Origin of the sequence: Acetobacterium sp. (genome assembly GCF_030652775.1) — a bacterium.
GTDB lineage: Bacteria > Bacillota > Clostridia > Eubacteriales > Eubacteriaceae > Acetobacterium.
Genome location: NZ_JAUSPS010000056.1, coordinates 66925 through 83705 on the forward strand (window position 1 = coordinate 66925; position 16781 = coordinate 83705).

The 16781-nt window shown below is 46.0% G+C and carries 21 protein-coding genes; 7 read left to right on the forward strand and 14 right to left on the reverse strand.

From position 1 onward, the window contains the following. Window positions 1-6: 6 nt before the first annotated feature. The 14 genes from Q7J41_RS10425 to Q7J41_RS10490 all read right to left on the reverse strand — a co-directional run bounded on the left by Q7J41_RS10425 (window position 7) and on the right by Q7J41_RS10490 (window position 12135). Window positions 7-798: an acetyl-CoA carboxylase carboxyltransferase subunit alpha gene (locus Q7J41_RS10425; RefSeq protein ID WP_304887809.1), complete on the reverse strand. Its 792-nt coding sequence runs from the start codon at window positions 796-798 to the stop codon at window positions 7-9. Continuing rightward, window positions 785-1672 carry an acetyl-CoA carboxylase, carboxyltransferase subunit beta gene (accD, locus tag Q7J41_RS10430; RefSeq protein ID WP_304887810.1) on the reverse strand — a complete coding sequence of 296 codons (888 nt, stop codon included), beginning with the start codon at window positions 1670-1672 and terminating at the stop codon, window positions 785-787. Before accD ends, Q7J41_RS10425 begins: the two co-directional genes overlap by 14 nt. A gap of 15 nt (window positions 1673-1687) precedes the next feature. After that, a complete protein-coding gene (gene accC / locus Q7J41_RS10435; RefSeq protein ID WP_304887811.1) occupies window positions 1688-3040 on the reverse strand; it encodes an acetyl-CoA carboxylase biotin carboxylase subunit in 1353 nt (450 codons plus the stop codon). A gap of 11 nt (window positions 3041-3051) precedes the next feature. After that, a complete protein-coding gene (gene fabZ, locus Q7J41_RS10440; RefSeq protein WP_304887812.1) occupies window positions 3052-3468 on the reverse strand; it encodes a 3-hydroxyacyl-ACP dehydratase FabZ in 417 nt (138 codons plus the stop codon). A gap of 236 nt (window positions 3469-3704) precedes the next feature. Then, complete coding sequence (accB, locus tag Q7J41_RS10445) at window positions 3705-4178, reverse strand: acetyl-CoA carboxylase biotin carboxyl carrier protein (RefSeq protein WP_304887814.1); 474 nt, start codon at window positions 4176-4178, stop codon at window positions 3705-3707. Window positions 4179-4191: 13 nt separating this feature from the next. Beyond that, a complete protein-coding gene (gene fabF / locus Q7J41_RS10450; RefSeq protein ID WP_304887816.1) occupies window positions 4192-5430 on the reverse strand; it encodes a beta-ketoacyl-ACP synthase II in 1239 nt (412 codons plus the stop codon). Between the two features lie 9 nt (window positions 5431-5439). Next, on the reverse strand, window positions 5440-6180 hold the full coding sequence (fabG, locus tag Q7J41_RS10455; protein WP_304887817.1) for a 3-oxoacyl-[acyl-carrier-protein] reductase: 741 nt from the start codon (window positions 6178-6180) through the stop codon (window positions 5440-5442). After that, window positions 6174-7115, reverse strand: a complete 942-nt coding sequence (locus tag Q7J41_RS10460; protein ID WP_304887819.1) for an ACP S-malonyltransferase — start codon at window positions 7113-7115, stop codon at window positions 6174-6176. Before Q7J41_RS10460 ends, fabG begins: the two co-directional genes overlap by 7 nt. Next, the gene (gene fabK / locus Q7J41_RS10465) at window positions 7103-8050 is read right to left on the reverse strand and encodes an enoyl-[acyl-carrier-protein] reductase FabK (protein WP_304887821.1); all 948 of its coding nucleotides are present in this window, start codon (window positions 8048-8050) and stop codon (window positions 7103-7105) included. The genes Q7J41_RS10460 and fabK overlap by 13 nt, the downstream gene beginning before the upstream one ends. 10 nt (window positions 8051-8060) lie before the next feature. Next, window positions 8061-8282 carry an acyl carrier protein gene (locus tag Q7J41_RS10470; RefSeq protein WP_304887823.1) on the reverse strand — a complete coding sequence of 74 codons (222 nt, stop codon included), beginning with the start codon at window positions 8280-8282 and terminating at the stop codon, window positions 8061-8063. Window positions 8283-8453: 171 nt separating this feature from the next. Beyond that, window positions 8454-9413, reverse strand: coding sequence for a beta-ketoacyl-ACP synthase III (locus Q7J41_RS10475; RefSeq protein ID WP_304887825.1), 960 nt, complete (start codon window positions 9411-9413; stop codon window positions 8454-8456). Window positions 9414-9428: 15 nt separating this feature from the next. Then, window positions 9429-9911: a MarR family winged helix-turn-helix transcriptional regulator gene (locus Q7J41_RS10480; RefSeq protein ID WP_304887826.1), complete on the reverse strand. Its 483-nt coding sequence runs from the start codon at window positions 9909-9911 to the stop codon at window positions 9429-9431. 143 nt (window positions 9912-10054) lie between these two features. After that, complete coding sequence (locus tag Q7J41_RS10485; RefSeq protein WP_304887829.1) at window positions 10055-11128, reverse strand: nitronate monooxygenase family protein; 1074 nt, start codon at window positions 11126-11128, stop codon at window positions 10055-10057. 77 nt (window positions 11129-11205) lie between these two features. Next, window positions 11206-12135: a DMT family transporter gene (locus tag Q7J41_RS10490; protein ID WP_304887831.1), complete on the reverse strand. Its 930-nt coding sequence runs from the start codon at window positions 12133-12135 to the stop codon at window positions 11206-11208. Between the two features lie 131 nt (window positions 12136-12266). On the opposite strand from Q7J41_RS10490, the gene Q7J41_RS10495 reads away from it, so the two are divergent. The 7 genes from Q7J41_RS10495 to Q7J41_RS10525 all read left to right on the forward strand — a co-directional run bounded on the left by Q7J41_RS10495 (window position 12267) and on the right by Q7J41_RS10525 (window position 16435). Next, complete coding sequence (locus Q7J41_RS10495; protein WP_304887833.1) at window positions 12267-12974, forward strand: histidine phosphatase family protein; 708 nt, start codon at window positions 12267-12269, stop codon at window positions 12972-12974. 26 nt (window positions 12975-13000) lie between these two features. Further along, complete coding sequence (gene ybeY / locus Q7J41_RS10500) at window positions 13001-13468, forward strand: rRNA maturation RNase YbeY (protein ID WP_304887835.1); 468 nt, start codon at window positions 13001-13003, stop codon at window positions 13466-13468. A 68-nt stretch (window positions 13469-13536) separates the two neighbouring features. Then, entirely contained in the window at window positions 13537-13908 is a 372-nt protein-coding gene (locus Q7J41_RS10505; protein ID WP_304887836.1) for a diacylglycerol kinase family protein, read from the forward strand. A gap of 20 nt (window positions 13909-13928) precedes the next feature. Continuing rightward, complete coding sequence (gene era / locus Q7J41_RS10510; protein ID WP_304887838.1) at window positions 13929-14825, forward strand: GTPase Era; 897 nt, start codon at window positions 13929-13931, stop codon at window positions 14823-14825. 20 nt (window positions 14826-14845) lie between these two features. After that, window positions 14846-15604: a DNA repair protein RecO gene (gene recO, locus Q7J41_RS10515; RefSeq protein WP_304887840.1), complete on the forward strand. Its 759-nt coding sequence runs from the start codon at window positions 14846-14848 to the stop codon at window positions 15602-15604. 43 nt (window positions 15605-15647) lie between these two features. After that, window positions 15648-16010, forward strand: a complete 363-nt coding sequence (locus Q7J41_RS10520) for a hypothetical protein (protein ID WP_304887842.1) — start codon at window positions 15648-15650, stop codon at window positions 16008-16010. Window positions 16011-16045: 35 nt separating this feature from the next. After that, window positions 16046-16435 (forward strand): VOC family protein, encoded by a 390-nt coding sequence (locus tag Q7J41_RS10525; protein ID WP_304887844.1) that lies wholly within the window; start codon window positions 16046-16048, stop codon window positions 16433-16435. The last annotated feature ends 346 nt before the right edge of the window (window positions 16436-16781 follow it).

A 16781-nucleotide genomic window follows, 5' to 3' on the forward strand; every position in this document is an offset into this window, starting at 1 on the left:
AAATAATTATTCGGTAATGGTTTCGATCGCACCGTATTTGCGAAAGCGTTGGTAACGGTATTCCGTCAATTGTTGATGATCCAAAGCCTGATTTTTTTGAAAACATTTGTACAAGCCGATTTTCAGTTCCCGATAAACATTTTTAAAATCACGATGATTTTCGGAAATGATCTTATCGACGACCTGGAGTTCCAGTAAATTCTGAGCGGTCAGCTTCAGACAGTTGGCGGCTTCTTTGGTTTTGGAAGCATCCTTCCAGAGAATACTGGCGCAACCTTCAGGAGAGATCACCGAGTAAATGGCGTTTTCCAGCATCCAGACCTCATCGGCCACCCCCAGTGCGAGAGCCCCGCCGCTGCCGCCTTCGCCAATGACGATGGACAGGATCGGCACCTTAAGGCCCATCATTTCCATCAGATTGTTGGCAATGGCATGACCCTGACCCCGTTCTTCGGCACCGATGCCGCAAAATGCGCCAGAGGTATCAATTAGACAGACAATCGGTCGATTAAATTTCTCGGCCAGCTTCATCTGCCGCAGGGCTTTTCGGTAGCCTTCGGGATGGGAAGAACCGAAGTTACGCTTGACCCGGGACTTTGTAGTTTTACCCCGTTCCTGAGCAATAACCGTAACCGGCATGTCCATCAGCATACCTAGACCGGTAATCATCGCCGGATCGTCACCAAAACAGCGATCACCGTGAAGCTCAATAAAATCGGTGAACAGATTATCAATAAAATCCTGTCCCGTCGGGCGGGTCTTTTTACGAGCCAGGGCAACCCGTTTATATGCTTCCATTTTGATCACCGCCTTTGGGAATTCCATGAAGGGTTAATAACCGCTTCACCGTTTCTTTTTGGATACTGCGGGGGACAATCGCATCAACAAATCCTTTTTCCAGTAAAAATTCGGCTCGCTGAAAGCCTTTTGGCAATCGCTGACGAATGGTCTGTTCAATCACCCGGGGGCCGGCAAAGGCAATCAGGGCTTCCGGTTCGGCCAGAATAATATCGCCTTCCATGGCAAAACTGGCTGTCACACCGCCGGTGGTCGGGTCGGTCAGTACCGTCAGGTATAACAGACCGGCATCACTGTGACGTTTGACCGCGCCACTGGTTTTTGCCATCTGCATCAGCGCCAGCATCCCTTCCTGCATCCGGGCTCCGCCGGAAACGGTATAGCCAATCATCGGCAGACGATGCTTCAGGGCATATTCAAAGATCAGGGTGATTTTTTCACCGACTACCTGACCCATGCTACCCATCATAAAAGTAGCTTCCATGACGAATAGCGCAACCTTGTGACTGCCAATTTTTCCAGTTCCAATGATGACCCCTTCGTTTTCGTGGCTGAACAGGGTGGCCTGCGCCAGTTTTTCGTCGTATCCGGGAAATTCTAGTCGATTGGTTGAAGACAGCTCGTGATACTGTTCGACAAAGGTATCCTGATCAATAATCATATTCAGCCGCTGTCGGGCATTGATGCGAAAATGGTGACCGCATTTAGGGCAGACATGGAAGTTGTTTTCTAAATCTGAAGTGAAGCTCAATTGTTTACAGGACGGACAGCTCCGGCACAGTTCCGAGGGAATGGCCGGATCCGTTTTGCGTTTAATTCGATGCTGGGCTTCCAGTTCATTTTTAGGCTTTTTAAATAGACCTTTATTTAGCATTTAAAACCTCCATTTCTATTTCGCCAAGGGTTTGCCGAATTCATTTTCCATAAAATCGGTATAATAGTCGCCCTTAATAAATAAGGGATGACTGAGAATATCCAATTGCACCTGGCTGGTGTGGTCGATGCCTTCAATCACCAGTTCGCACAAGGCGGCCTTCATTTTGCGAATCGTCAGCTCCCGGGTTTTGGAATGGACAATCAGCTTGCCAACCATCGAGTCATAATAGGGCGGGATCGAGTATCCTTGATAGAGCAGGGTATCAAAACGCACCCAGGGACCGCCGGGAACATGCAGAAAACTAATGGTTCCGCAGTTTGGCCGGAAATCCAGCAGCGGATTTTCGGCATTGATCCGGCATTCGATGGCGTGACCCTGAATATGGACATCCTCCTGACCAAAGGTCAGCGGCAATCCGGCGGCAATCCGGATCTGCCATTTGACAATATCCACCCCGGTGACCATTTCGGTAATCGGATGTTCAACCTGTAGCCGGGTGTTCATTTCCATAAAATAAAAATGACCCTGGGCATCCATTAAAAACTCAATGGTACCGGCATTTTCATAGCCAATGGCCAGTGCTGCCTGACGGGAAACTTCCATCATGGCATGGCGGATTTCCGGAGTCAGGGAAGGGGAAGGGCTTTCCTCCAATAGTTTTTGATTTTTACGCTGGATTGAGCATTCCCGTTCGCCCAGAGCAACGACATGCTGTTGCTGATCGCAAAGCAGTTGAATTTCGATATGTTTAACCCGGGTTAAAAACTTTTCCAGATAAACGCCATCGTCATTGAAAGCATTTTGCGCTTCTTGTCGAGCCAGGGAATATTCGTTGAGAAAATCTTCGGATCGTTCGACCAGCCGGATCCCCTTGCCACCACCGCCGGAACGGGCTTTGACTAACAGCGGATAGCCGATTTCATCGGCTCTTTGATGAGCCTCAGTTGGATCGTTAAGAATATCAGTGCCGGGCACTATCGGTACCCCGGCAGCAGCCATGGTAGCGCGGGCTTGATCCTTGTCGCCCATTTTCTGGATGATTTCCCAGGTCGGGCCGATAAAGGCGATGCCGCATTGGGCGCACAGCCGGGCGAACTTGGGGTTTTCCGAAAGCAGTCCATAGCCGGGATGGATGGCTTCTGCTCCAGTCAACACCGCTGCTGATAAGATCGCTGAGATATTCAGATAAGAGTCAGTAACCGCAGCCGGGCCTATACAAATACTTTCATCGGCCAGGCTTACATGGAGGCTGTTTTCATCAGCGGTGGAGAAGACGGCAACGGTGGCCACGCCCATTTCTTTACAGGCGCGGATAATCCGCAGGGCAATTTCGCCCCGGTTGGCTATCAGTATTTTAGAAAACACAGCCGCCCTCCTTACTCAATCAGGGCAAAAGAGAAGTCTCCCACCACGGCAACCTTGCCATTGACCGAACCGGAGCCGCTGGCAAAATAAAAAGGCGCCTTGGACCGGGTAATACTGCAGGTGATTTCAATGGTATCACCGGGGAAGACCTTTTCTTTAAACTTTACCTTATTCAGACCGGTAAAGTAGGGCGTCTTGTTGGTACCATCCAGATCGGCCATTAAGACGCAGCAGGTCTGGGCCATAATTTCACAAAGAATAACACCGGGTACGACCGGGTTTCTAGGGAAATGACCCTGCAAAAAAAACTCATCGCCTTTAACGGTGTAGCGTCCGGTGGCGGTGGCATCATCTATTTTTTCAGCCTCGTCAATCAGGAGCATCGGCTCCCGGTGAGGCAGGATCTTCTTTAATTCATCACGTTTCATTCTGATTTCCTTCTGAATTTATATAAAATTCTGTTTAGTAATTTTTCAGACCGTTAACATAATTTAGCCGTACCGATCAGGATCGGTACGGTGTGGTTGGCAATAAAATACCGTACCGACCAATTGTTAATCTGTTGTTCGCCGCAGAATCGAACAGGTTTGTCAACCTGTTCGCTCCGATGCGTACAACATGATGTAACAATTGTCGGTACTGGGTTAGTAACGATGTCTAAAATCTAGTCTTCGACAATGCGATAGAGTACCTGGCCGAATTCAACAACCTGGCCGTTGCCGACGCAGACTTCCATAATGGTTCCGGGAGTTTCAGCGGTAATTTCGTTCATCAGTTTCATCGCTTCAATAATACAAAGGGTATCACCTTCTGCAAAGCTCTGACCCTTGACCACATAAGCTGGTTTATCCGGCTGACTGCTTTGGTAAAAGACCCCAACCATTGGCGATTTTATTTCTTTCCAATGGGCAGTTTCAGCAATCTCAATGGCTTCCGCCGCCACCGGCTGGGTATGATGGGGAAGTGATTCAGTTGCTGTCATCTGGGGTTCTGGAAAGGTAATCCCAGATGCTTGCGTCGATCCGATTTCCCGTTTTATTTCAATTTTCAAGTTTCCCTGATCAAGAGCCAGACTGGTGAGTTTTTCTTCAGACATGATTCTGGCCAGAGCCTGTATGGTTTCTATATTTAATTCCATGGCTTATTCTCCTCTATCTAACAAATGCCAGACAAGCATTGTGACCGCCAAATCCAAGGGAGATGGACAGGGCAACGTCACTCTGGACGACCCGTTTTTCATTGGGAACATAATCCAGATCACAATCCGGATCAGCTTCTTTGTAACCGATGGTGGGGGGGATAATGCCATCTTTTAAGGCCATTACCGAGGCAATCGCTTCGATGGCTCCGGCTGCCCCCAACATATGGCCAGTCATTGATTTGGTGGAACTGACCAGGGTGCGACTGATATGTTCGCCCAGGGCATTTTTAATGGCGATGGTTTCTGATTTATCATTAAGTGGGGTGCTGGTGCCGTGGGCGTTTACATAAATCTGAGCTTCCTCAAACTTAATGCCCGAACTGACTGCTTCGGCCATCGCCAGGCTGATAGCCCGGGTGCCGCCAATGGCGTCGGGATGGGGGGCAGTAATATGATAGGCATCACAGGTATTGCCGTAGCCGACAACTTCGCCATAGATTTTGGCACCGCGGTTCAGGGCTGATTCCAGTTCTTCCAGAACCAGTGCCCCAGCTCCTTCACCCATAACAAAACCACTGCGATTTTTATCAAAGGGAATGGAGGCCCGGGCGGGATCATTCACAGTTGTCAGGGCCGTTAAATTGGTGAAGCCGGCCACCGACAGAGGTGAAATGCTGGCTTCGGTGCCGCCGGCAATAATGGCATCGGCATAACCGTGCTTAATACTTCGAAAGGCTTCTCCAATCGAATGAGTGCCGGTGGCACAGGCTGTGACAATCGGTAGACAGGGGCCCTGGGCATTATAGCGAATGGCGATGGTACCGGCAGCAATATTTGAAATCATCATCGGGATAAAAAAAGGCGAAATCCGGCTGGGGCCTTTGGTATCCATTTTATGGCATTCATCAATAAAGGTATGAATGCCGCCAATGCCGGAGCCGATATAAACACCCAGTCGGGTAGGATCCACATGAGCTTGGACACCACTGTCCTCCATCGCCTGGACGGCCGCACCAATACCATATTGGGTAAATAGATCGGTTTTTCGGATTTCATTTTTTTTAATATAGTCAAGGGGTTCAAAATCATGAACCTCGCCTGCAATTTTCACTTTTAAGTCAGTGGTATCAAATTTCTTAATAAAATCGATGCCACATTTTCCGTTTTTCAGGTTTTCCCATAAAAGATCTACAGTGCTACCCACGGGAGAAACGGCACCACATCCTGTTATAACAACTCGTCGATTCATTGATTACTCCTAAATATAGAGACCGCCATCAACTTTAATGACCTCTCCTGTAATATAGCCTGATAAATCGCTACTTAAATAAACGCAGAGATTGGCGATGTCTTCGGCCTGTCCTAAACGTTTCAAGGGAATTTGTTTGAGAATTTCTGCTTTAATTTCGGGTTTTAATTCTTTGGTCATATCAGTATCGATAAAACCCGGGGCAATCGCATTGCAGGTGACCCCCCGCATGGCCATTTCTTTAGCAGCTGACTTTGTCAGGCCGATAAGACCCGCTTTAGCAGCGGCATAATTACATTGTCCAACGTTGCCCATCAGACCTGAAACCGAGGAAATATTGATAATTCGGCCTTTGCGCTGTTTAAGAAGGTAGGCTCCAACATGTTTTGTCATATTGAAGGCGCCTTTTAAGTTGGTATTGATGACGCTGTCGAAATCTTCTTCTTTCATGGCGATTAATAACTTATCATTGGTAATGCCGGCATTATTCACCAGGATATCCAATCCCCCAAAGTCTTTAATGACCTGGGCTACCAGTCCTTTGGTGGCGTTGAAGTCAGAGACATCACATTGGTAGCTTTTGGCCTGAACACCCATCGCCAACAGTTCAGCGATAGTTTGCTCAGCATTTTTCTGACTGCCCCGGTACATAATAGCTACATTTCCATGAGCCTCGGCAATTTTAAGGGCGATGGCTCGGCCAATTCCTTTTGCGCCGCCGGTAACCAGCGTAGTTTTTCCTGTTAACATACAAAAGACCATTCCTTTCCGGCATTTTTTGCTTCAAGATAATCAGTCAATACTGTTTCAACGTGATAGCAGGTAACCGATTTATCTATTTTATTTATAAAGCCGCCCAAGGTTTTTCCGGGACCGCATTCAATAAAGGTGGTAAATCCATCGGCAATCATGTTGCGCATGGTTTGTTCCCATAACACCGGGTGATTGATCTGATGAAGAATGTAATCACGGATATCCACTGGAGATTCGGGGTAGGGTTTTGCATAAGCGTTGGAATAGAGGGGAATGGACCCTGCTAAAAATGTTAATTCATAAATTTTCTTTTCCAATAGCTTGGTCGCATAAGTCATAAAAGGAGAGTGAAAGCCGCCGGACAGTGTTAAGGGAATGCCCCGACCACCCAGCTCTTTCGCCCGGGTTAAAAACACTTCTTGATCATCTCTAAGCATGGCAACAACCAGTTGCCCGGGACAATTATAATTAACCGGGTAGCATTGGTTGAATTCTTTGCAGAGTGCCTCAACCTTAGCGTTGTCAAGTTTTAAAACCGCCACCATCGCCGCCGGGGTCATCTGAGACGCCTCATCCATGGCGTGACCACGTTTTTTAACAAACTTCAATCCGTCTTCCATTGATAGGACGCCGGACGCCACCAGACCGGTTACTTCCCCCAGTGAGAAGCCAGCGATCCCCTGGGCTTCGACCCCAACACATTTCAAGGCCGCCAGAGCCGCCAGTTCCACTGCAAAAATGCAGGGTTGGGTGTTCTGAGTTTGGTTGAGCGCTTCAGCCGGGCCCTCAAAGCAAAGTTTTGAGGTGCCGGGATGAACGGCATCAACCTGGTCGAAAATTTCCCGGGAGCATGGACTGAGTTCATAAAGGGGTTTGCCCATACCAACATACTGCGAGCCCTGACCGGGGAAGAGAAGTGCTATTTTACCCATTGTGTTCCTCCTTTTAAAACTGTTTCGGTTTCTTGAGCCAGTGTTAAAATAATTTCCTTCACGCTTTGTTTTTCTTTAATCATTCCAGCAATCTGACCAGCCATGAAGCAACCTTTTTGAGAATCACCTTCCTGAGCGGCAATGCGAAGCGCACCCCGACCGTATTCTTCCAGGACTTCTGGTGGCGTAGTGGGATCATTTTCGGCTTTAATAAAGTCTTTGGAAAAGGTTGTTTTTAGGGAACGCACCGGATGACCCAATGACCGGCCGCTGAGGGTGGTATCAATATCTTTGGCTTTAATTATTTTATCTTTATAATTTTCATGGATGTTGGTTTCGTGGGCAACTAAAAAACGAGTGCCCAGTTGAACGCCCACTGCACCTAGCATTAAGGCAGCGGCAATGCCCCGGCCATCGCCAATTCCGCCAGCGGCAATCACCGGAATCGAAACGACGTCACAGACCTGGGGAATTAATGGCATGGTGGACATTTCACCGACATGTCCACCGGATTCGCCGCCTTCGGCAATCACTGCCGTGGCGCCAGCCCGTTCAGAAAAGCGAGCCAATCCGGTGGAAGGTACCACCGGGATGACCTTGATGCCGGCTTCAATCCATAGCTTCATGAACTTACCCGGATTACCGGCACCAGTTGTCACAACTGGTACCTTTTCGTCAATCAGAACCTGGGCAATTTTGTCGACGTGGGGATTCATCAGCATCACATTGACACCAAAAGGTTTATCGGTCAAGCTTTTGGCCTTCTGAATTTCACTTCGCAGCCAATTTTCATCGGCGTTCATTGACGAAATAATCCCTAAACCACCTGCATTTGACACGGCAGCCGCAAGCTGAGCATCGGATATCCACGCCATTCCTCCTTGAAGGATGGGAAATTCAATGTTTAAAAGATCGCAGAGTGGTGTTTTAATCATGTTATTTCACCTAAGCGATTGCTTTTTCGATCAGCGTTACCACATCACCGATGGTCTTGATTTCGCCATCCATTTCAATGCTGGTATCAAAGGCTTCTTCAATTTCCATGACCAGTTCCACGGTATCCAGAGAATCCAGTTCCAGTTCTTCAAAGGTTGATGCTGCTGTTACTTCCAGATCTTGCTCATCTTTATAATTCCGTAAAATTTCCACTACTTTTTCTAATACCATTTGATTAATCCTCCTAAGATTTTAAATAAATTTTTACTTGAGATACCGTGCCGACCAATTGTTAATCTGTTACATACAACATGATCTAACAATTGTCGGTACTCCTTCAGAATTTTAGCTGAAGTCTTTTTTCGATTTAATTTTTTCTAACTACATTATGCCGTATGATGATCAGGCCCATTCGATGACGCAAGCGCCGGTTGTCAGGCCACCGCCGAAGGCGGTTAAGGCAATCCGGGTGCCGGTTTTGAATAGACCGTTACGGTTAAGTTCATCCAGCACCAGGGGGATACTGGCAGCTGAGGTATTCCCGCAACCATTGACTCTCAGGACAAATTTGTCCATCGGTAGTTTCAGTCGCTTGGCGGCTCCTTCGATAATCCGCAGGTTGGCTTGGTGGGGAATGATATAATCGATATCTGCCAGATCGATAGCGGCGGCTTTTGCTACTGAGCGTAAGTCACTGCAGATGGCAGCTACCGCAAAGCGATAAACTTCCGGCCCATCCATCAGTAGATAGGGAGCCGGGTTGGATTGGCTTTTGGTCAGGGGATGATTACCCTTAGGCCAGGGAATGCTTAAGGCATGCTGGTTTCCGACGGCGGTCAGCTGAATGGCTTTCAGGCTGTTGCCGCTGGCCAGCACGGCAGCACCGGCTCCGTCTCCGAAAAGAACAGCTGTACCGCGATCCTGCCAGTCCACCAGCTTGGACATAGCATCCACGGCAATGACCAGAATTTTCAAGTCAGCATTTCGGGAAAAATAAGCATCGGCCACATCCAACCCATAGACAAAGCCGGAGCAGGCAGCATTGAGATCAAAACTGGGGCAGGTCGCACCGAGCTGTTCCTGAATCAGGCAGGCCAGGGAAGGGGTAACGGTATCGCCGCCAAGGGTGGGGCAGATAATCAAATCAAGTTCTGCTGGTTTGATTTGGGCGTTTTCGAGGGCGTTCACACTGGCTTCCAGGGCAATATCTAAAATGGATTCTGCCACACAAATATGTCGCGCTTCGATGCCAGTTCTGGAAACGATCCATTCATTGGATGTATCCAGAAACTGAGCGAGGTCTTCGTTGGTCTGAATTGTTTTTGGCAATGCAGAACCGGTTCCGATAATTGTAAAGGACATTTGTTCCTCCAAGCATCAAGGCTCAGACGTTTGATTTTCGTCAGATAACCTTGATAATTTTTTTCTAAAAAAACCATTTAATTTCTCCATGCCGTGAAGTAAAACTTCTTTTTCTTCATCGGTCATTTCCTTTGAAATATCTTTCACCATTTTCACATGAAAATATTGGTGAATTTTATCGATCCGCAAACCTTTTTCGGTGAGCCGGACGTATACAACCCGTCCATCGGTATTGCTCTTCTCTTTCTTTACATACCCTTTCTTGACCAATTTATTGATAGCTACGGTCACAGAAGGGAGCGTAATATTAAGGCTTTGGGCAAGATCACTAATGGTTTTTCCATCATTTTCGTTTTTTCCCACATGCTCAACCAGATGCATTTCGTTGATTGATAAATCAATATTCGTCGATTGTTTGAGCAAATCCTCTTCAAATTTAAGAATATTATTGAATGTATCAACCAAAACGGCGTTGAGTTGGGAAGAAAAAGAGTCCACAGGGTCACCTCCAATAACGTTAGATTGTCTAACTAATTATAGCTCTAAAAAAAGATTTGTCAATAAAAGCACAAATTTTAGCCGCTTTCTTAGAACCCATTAAGATTAACAGACTTCTAAATCGCTGACTGATGCAGTTAATTTTAGTTATTTATTTCTTTCAGCAATTCATTCATTAAGGCTTCAACAGTCGTGATTTCAGCGATCTTATAGGCATTGGCTCCGCAAAAAACATATCCATTATCGAGATCACCCTCTTTTCCGGCAATCAGCGCCAGGCCGATACAGTAAGGAGCGGTTTTGTAATCACAGGATTTAATACAATTAATGGGGCAGTTTTTAGGATGGCGCAGCCCCGCTTTAACCTCTTCCAGAAAGCGGTTATGAATCGCCCGACCCGGTAAACCAGCGGGACTGACAATGATTTCAATATCGGTTTGTTTGGCATTGACGATGGCCTCTTTAAACGCCGGGGAGGCATCGCATTCGGCGGTGGCTACGAATCGGGAACCGATCTGCACCGCATCGGCACCAGCTGCCAGGGTTTCCCGGACATCGGCTGCTGTGGTAATACCGCCGCCGGCGATTAAGGGAATATGTCGTCCGACCAGATCTTCATAGGGTTTGATTTCTTCAAGGACGCCGGGAATCAGTGATGGCAGCGCTTGTTCAGCCAGCCGTTCCGGGGTGAGATCTTCATTTTTAAAGCCTAAATGACCGCCAGCCAGGGGACCCTCCAGGACAATGGCATCCGGAGCGACTTCATAATGACGCCACCAGTGTTTTAAAATCAGTTTGGCCACCCGTTTAGAAGAAATAATCGGGGCGATCTTGGTTAAGGAATTACGGGTTAGTTCCGGTAGCGTTAAGGGCAGACCAGCGCCGGCAAAAATAATGTCGTATCCGGTTTGCACGGCATCTTTGACCAGTTGCTCGTATTGGGTCAAAGCTACCATAATATTAATCCCAATGGGACGATTGCCGGATATTTCTTTAGCACGCTTAAAGTGATCCACCATGGCCTGCCGGTTCGCTCCTTTGGGATTTTTCTGATAGTCTGGGTAATCAGAGCCCATTTCGACACCAGATAAAACACCAAGACCGCCAAATTTTGAGACGTTTCCAGCCAGGTTGGAAAGGGAAATACCAATCCCCATGCCACCCTGGACGATCGGTTTGGAAAATTCCAGATTTCCAATATTAAATTGAGTTTTCAAAAAAAAACCTCCTCTGCAATTATTCTTGCGATTGGAGGTTATCATAGCATATTGAGAATAAATCTGTAAAGAAAAAGCTAAATCTCGGTGATTTTTTCAGGATTTTCCGGTTTTGTTTTAAGAAATAATGGCTTAACAAAAGACCACTTGGTTTCAGCAGTAAGGATCCCCACAAAAATGATCAGACAGCCCAAAAACATCAGGGAAGTAAAGTTATCGCCAAGGATAAGAATGGATAACAGGCTTCCGAAAACCGCTTCCAGACTGAGGATAATAGCGGCATGGGTGGAGTTGGTATATTTCTGAGCCACCGTCTGCCCTAAAAATGCCAGGAAGGTGCAGAATATCCCCAGATATAAGCCGTTCAAGAGACCGGGCACCGGGATGACCAGGGTAAATTCTCCGGAAATAAACACATAGGCCAGGGAAACCGCCGCTGCAAAGCCAAGTTGGATCACCGTCAGGGCAATGGGATCATGCTGTTTTGAGTAGATTCCCACTACCACAATATGACAGGCATATAAAAAGGCGCAAAGAACCGTTAAGGTATCCCCGGGATTGAAGGAAAACCCAACGGAAAAATCGATGGTCAGCAGGGCCAGTCCCAACAGCATAATGAAGGCCGCCACAAAATTGTACTGATCCGGCCGCTGTTTTTTGACCGCCCAATAAATAAAGGGCACCATAATGACATTGGTAGCTGTTAAAAAGGCCTGCTTGCCGGCCAGCATATATTGAAGACCAATCATCTGGGCGGCAAACGCAGTGAACAGAAAAAATCCGATCACACAGCCAGCCTTAATGGTTTCTTTAGAAACTTTTTTTAAATTTCCCCGAAAGATAAATCCAGATAACAGGGCGGCGACCGTAAATCTGACCGCCATCAGCATCATCGGCGTCATCGAATCCAGAGCATTTTTCGAAGCAACAAAACCGCTGCCCCAAACAAATGCCACCGCCACGAGACCCAGATCAGCGAAAAGAGATTGTTTTTTAGTTTTTTCCATGGTGACTTCCTTTCTAAGATACTTTATTAATTATAACTAAAAAGGTGATGGTTGGCAAAAATATTTTGGTTTCCCGGATTAAAATGAGTTATAATATAGGAAAAGTTTAAATATCACGTAAGGAAGAATAGATGAAACTTGTACTGGTAAGACATGTCGAAACATATGGAAATGTGGAGCATCGCCTCAATGGCCACACCGAATCTGACTATACCCCTCGGGGTGAGGCAATGAAAGAACTGTTAGTAGCAGAATTGATTGCGCTGGATGAGAAATTGTCATTTGATAAAATCTTTGCCAGTCCCACCTCCCGGGCTTTTAAAATCGCTCAGGCGGTGGGGAATTCAACTGGAAAAGAGATCCAGGTTGATCACCGACTCCGGGAGTTCAACTTTGGAATTTTTGAAGGGAAAACCCGGGACGAATGCATTGACATCTTTGCGACAGAGTGGGATCAATGGATGGCGAATTATAAAGATTACGCAGTGCCTGAGGGTCAGAGTCAACGGGAATATCATGATCTCTGCGCTGAATTTTTAGCTGAATTGAATGAGGGCGAAACGGTTTTAATGGTGGCCCATGGCGGCACGATCCATGGCATGCTTACGAACATGCTGAATCTGCCCCTTGACTGCAAATGGCATTTTGACATTAAATTGGGGAGTATTACCATAATTGATTTTAACCATGGTTTTGGCATGCTCTCGCACATGACAACCCCGCCCTATGATGAGCTGATCCCGGATCAAACAACATTGACGGATGCTAAAAAATCTGCCATGCGAGCCGCCGCAAGAGAAGAAGCACAAGCCAAAGCAGCGAACAAAAAAAAGAAATAAAAGACGAAAACCAGAGAGGAAATAATATGCTCGTAGTAGCTTATGATAATCGCAGTGATTTTGAAATAGCCGACACCATCCTGGAAGAAATAGAAGACGCCATGGCACGAACCCTGCTGGATCAGGAAATTGAAGTGGAATGTGAAGTCAGTTTTTCATTTGTCAGCGCCGCTGAAATAACAGCGCTGAACTCGGAGTATCGGGGCAAAGATTCAGTCACCGATGTGCTGTCCTTTCCCATGCATGAGGATTTTATCCTCCATCGGGAAGTGATCATTAAAGAGAATCCTTTTCTGCCCTTGCTGCTTGGAGATATTGTCATCTGCATCCAGCAGGCCGAAACGCAGGCCAAAGAATACGGTAACACCCTGACCCGAGAGCTTTCCTATCTGTCGGTGCATAGCGTTCTTCATCTGTTGGGTTATGACCATATGGCGAATGACGAAAAATCGGCGATGCGTCGGATTGAAAAAGAAATTATGGGTGACGACTAGATCGCCCACCCAAACGGAAACTGGCTTAAAATTTATCTTTATCCTAATCAGAAACAAAAGATCGGGAGGTGGGAAAGATCAGAAGAAAGTTAAAAAAGAGTTTTTCTTTTGCCATCCAAGGTATTTTATACACCCTAAAAACCCAACCCAACATGCGTATTCACTTTGGCGTCGGGTTTTTAGCCGTGGCCTTTGGTTTTATTTTTAAAATCGAAAATTATGAATGGCTGGCACTGGTAATTGTGATCGGCTTTGTTTTTATCCTGGAGATCATCAACACCGCTATCGAAACCCTGGTGGATCTTTATACCGAGGAATATCATCATCTGGCCAAGGTTGCCAAGGACACTGCGGCCGGCGCTGTTATGGTGGCTGCCATCATGTCGGTGTGCGTGGGACTGATTATCTTTTTACCGAAAATTATTAATTGGTTTTTTTAACCAGAGAAAGAATGTGAATTATGAACGAAAACTTTAAATCCGGATTTATCAGCATTGTCGGCCGCCCCAATGTGGGGAAATCAACCTTGCTTAATAATATTATGGGGGAGAAACTGGTGATCACTTCGGCCAAACCCCAAACCACCCGAAATGCCATCCGCTGTATTTATACCGATGAACAGGCGCAGATGGTCTTTATCGATACCCCGGGGATGCATCGCCCCAAAAACCGATTAGGCGACTACATGCAAAAAGCTGCCGAAAACACCGTATCCGATGTGGATGTAGTGTTGTATCTGGTTGAGCCGGAAACAAAAATCGGGCCGGGTGACCAGTATATTCTGGAAAAACTCAAGGCCAGTAAGACCCCGGTTATTTTAGTCATCAACAAAATTGATCTACTTCCCAAGGAAGATGTTTTAATCACCATTGCGGCCTATCAGAAATATGATTTCCTTAAAGCCATCATTCCCATTTCTGCCATTTCGGGGGATGGGGTCAAAGAACTACTGGATCTTATCACCGGACTTCTCAGTCCGGGACCGATGTTTTTCCCGGCCGATATGATCATTGATCAATCAGAACGCTGGATTGTTCAGGAGCTGATCCGGGAAAAACTCCTGAATCTTTTAAATGATGAGGTTCCCCATGGTATTGCCGTAGAAGTAACCGCCATGAAGCCCCGTAAAGGGAAAGACATCATTGACATCGAAGCTACCATTTTCTGCGAGCGAAAAACCCACAAGGGCATTCTGATCGGCAAGGGTGGTTCGATGCTGACCAAGATTGGCACTCAGGCCCGGAAAGATATCGAGTTTTTCCTGAAATCGCAGATCAATCTGCAGCTATGGGTGAAGGTGCGCTCCGATTGGCGGGATAAGAATTTTGATCTGAAAGATTTAGGCTATTTTGAATAAATCCTCTGGTTGGGAGAATTATGGCACTGATTAAAACAAAGGGACTGGTCATCAAAGAACAGCCCTATAAAGAACAGGATAAAATTCTGACCATCTTCACCGAAGATGAAGGCAAGATTCAATGCATTGCCCGGGGCGTCCGCCGTCAGAAAAGTGGCCTTCTGGCCAGCACCCAGATCTTTGCCTACAGTGAATTAGTTTATTATCCCGGCAAAAATTTTGGTATCATCAATCAGTCCAATTTGATCGAGGCCTTTTATCCGTTACGGAATGATCTGACCAAAATGGCATTGGCTTCTTATTTGCTGGATCTGATGTATAATGCCTACGAATTTTTCCAGAAAAGCCCGGAAATTTTAAAACTGCTCCTCCACGTATTATTTTATATATCTGGCGGAACAGCCAAAAACGACCTGGTTTTAGTGGGCGCCTTTCAGATGAAACTAGTCAGTTATTTAGGCTATCGTCCGGTTCTGGAAACATGCATGGTTTGCCAGAGTGATCATGATATAAGTCTCTTCAGCATTGAAAACAATGGGGTCATCTGCAGCGGTTGCCGGGAACAAACTGAGGGATATCTCTATAAGTTAAGCCCCGCTATGCTGGAACTGCTCCGGGATTTTTTAAGACAGCCGATTAAGCAACTCAAGGATCGGGAAGTCAACCCGGCGGAGGCGATAAAAATAAATGATCTGCTGGAACACTATATCGGTTACTGCATCGGAAAATCTTCCAAAGCCTATGCCTTTTACAAAACCATGCTCAACCCTCTAAATTAAAAGAAAATTCTAATTGTTATCATTAAAAAGATTGGAGAAAAGTATGAAAATAGCAATGACAATGGATGGAAATACACTGGTGTCAGCGGTGTCTTCTGAATTTGATACCAGCCCGTATTTGTTGGTAGTACATCGGTCAGAAAACGCCATCGAGGCAATAGAAGAAATCGGGGACTTAACCGCTGAGCAGCTGGCTCAAAAAATCATCGATTTGAACTGTGAAGGAATTATCACTGGTAATTTCAAAAGTCAGCAATCTTTTGATCTTCTGGCTGATGCCTGTCTGACCCGTTTTCTGGGAGCCAGTCATTCCGGTTGGGAAGCCCTTGAATTGATGAAGCAAAGAACTTTGCCATTAATCAGAAATTTCGAAGGCACCGAAGGATGTTCAGGCGAGCACCACTAAAATTACTATAAATTACAAACAAGAAGGAGACAATTATGGGAAATTACAAAATGGCACATACAATGATTCGGGTCTTGGATTTGGAACGATCCCTGGACTTTTATAAAGAAGCATTGGGTTTTGCGGAAGTGAAGCGCCGAGATGAACCAAGCTATGAATTTACCCTGGTATTTTTAGGTGACGGTAATCCCAATGGTCATCAGTTAGAACTGACCTATAACTATGGTCAGGTGGTTCCTTATGATTTAGGAACGGCCTACGGTCATTTAGCGGTACTTGTCGATGATCTTGAGGCTTCCTGGGCAGCCCACGAAGCTAAGGGTTATCAACCCACCCAGCCTAAAGGACTCAGCGGCGATGGCAAACCCCGTTACTATTTCATCACCGATCCCGACGGTTATAAAATTGAGATTATCCGGAATTAGATCAATCACTTAAAAAGTTCATGATTAAAAAAGAGAGGAATTCCCTCTCTTTTTTCGAATAAAAAACGCTCTCCCGACAATGCTATTTTGACGAAACAAGATGTTGAGTCTTCATCCCTAATGATTTGGATAAAGGTCTTGAAGCTTTTGACATCGAATATTTTATGTCATCATGGGTAAGAAATAATTGATACAGTTTATTAAAAAAAAGTACATTTTTAAAAATGGAGTTCCCATTGGAAAATAAACGAATAAAACTGGTTATCTTATCAATTGCATCACTTTTAATGATATCAATGACGGCTTCCTCAATTTTAGCAGATATCGGGCTTCATTTTACTAATGT

Coding starts and splice junctions, on each gene's coding strand:
- Q7J41_RS10425 (WP_304887809.1), bottom strand. CDS start 798: ATGGAAGCATATAAACGGGTTGCCCTGGCTCGTAAAAAGACCCGCCCG.
- accD (WP_304887810.1), bottom strand. CDS start 1,672: ATGCTAAATAAAGGTCTATTTAAAAAGCCTAAAAATGAACTGGAAGCC.
- fabZ (WP_304887812.1), bottom strand. CDS start 3,468: ATGAAACGTGATGAATTAAAGAAGATCCTGCCTCACCGGGAGCCGATG.
- accB (WP_304887814.1), bottom strand. CDS start 4,178: ATGGAATTAAATATAGAAACCATACAGGCTCTGGCCAGAATCATGTCT.
- fabF (WP_304887816.1), bottom strand. CDS start 5,430: ATGAATCGACGAGTTGTTATAACAGGATGTGGTGCCGTTTCTCCCGTG.
- fabG (WP_304887817.1), bottom strand. CDS start 6,180: ATGTTAACAGGAAAAACTACGCTGGTTACCGGCGGCGCAAAAGGAATT.
- Q7J41_RS10460 (WP_304887819.1), bottom strand. CDS start 7,115: ATGGGTAAAATAGCACTTCTCTTCCCCGGTCAGGGCTCGCAGTATGTT.
- fabK (WP_304887821.1), bottom strand. CDS start 8,050: ATGATTAAAACACCACTCTGCGATCTTTTAAACATTGAATTTCCCATC.
- Q7J41_RS10470 (WP_304887823.1), bottom strand. CDS start 8,282: ATGGTATTAGAAAAAGTAGTGGAAATTTTACGGAATTATAAAGATGAG.
- Q7J41_RS10475 (WP_304887825.1), bottom strand. CDS start 9,413: ATGTCCTTTACAATTATCGGAACCGGTTCTGCATTGCCAAAAACAATT.
- Q7J41_RS10490 (WP_304887831.1), bottom strand. CDS start 12,135: ATGGAAAAAACTAAAAAACAATCTCTTTTCGCTGATCTGGGTCTCGTG.
- Q7J41_RS10495 (WP_304887833.1), top strand. CDS start 12,267: ATGAAACTTGTACTGGTAAGACATGTCGAAACATATGGAAATGTGGAG.
- ybeY (WP_304887835.1), top strand. CDS start 13,001: ATGCTCGTAGTAGCTTATGATAATCGCAGTGATTTTGAAATAGCCGAC.
- era (WP_304887838.1), top strand. CDS start 13,929: ATGAACGAAAACTTTAAATCCGGATTTATCAGCATTGTCGGCCGCCCC.
- recO (WP_304887840.1), top strand. CDS start 14,846: ATGGCACTGATTAAAACAAAGGGACTGGTCATCAAAGAACAGCCCTAT.
- Q7J41_RS10520 (WP_304887842.1), top strand. CDS start 15,648: ATGAAAATAGCAATGACAATGGATGGAAATACACTGGTGTCAGCGGTG.
- Q7J41_RS10525 (WP_304887844.1), top strand. CDS start 16,046: ATGGGAAATTACAAAATGGCACATACAATGATTCGGGTCTTGGATTTG.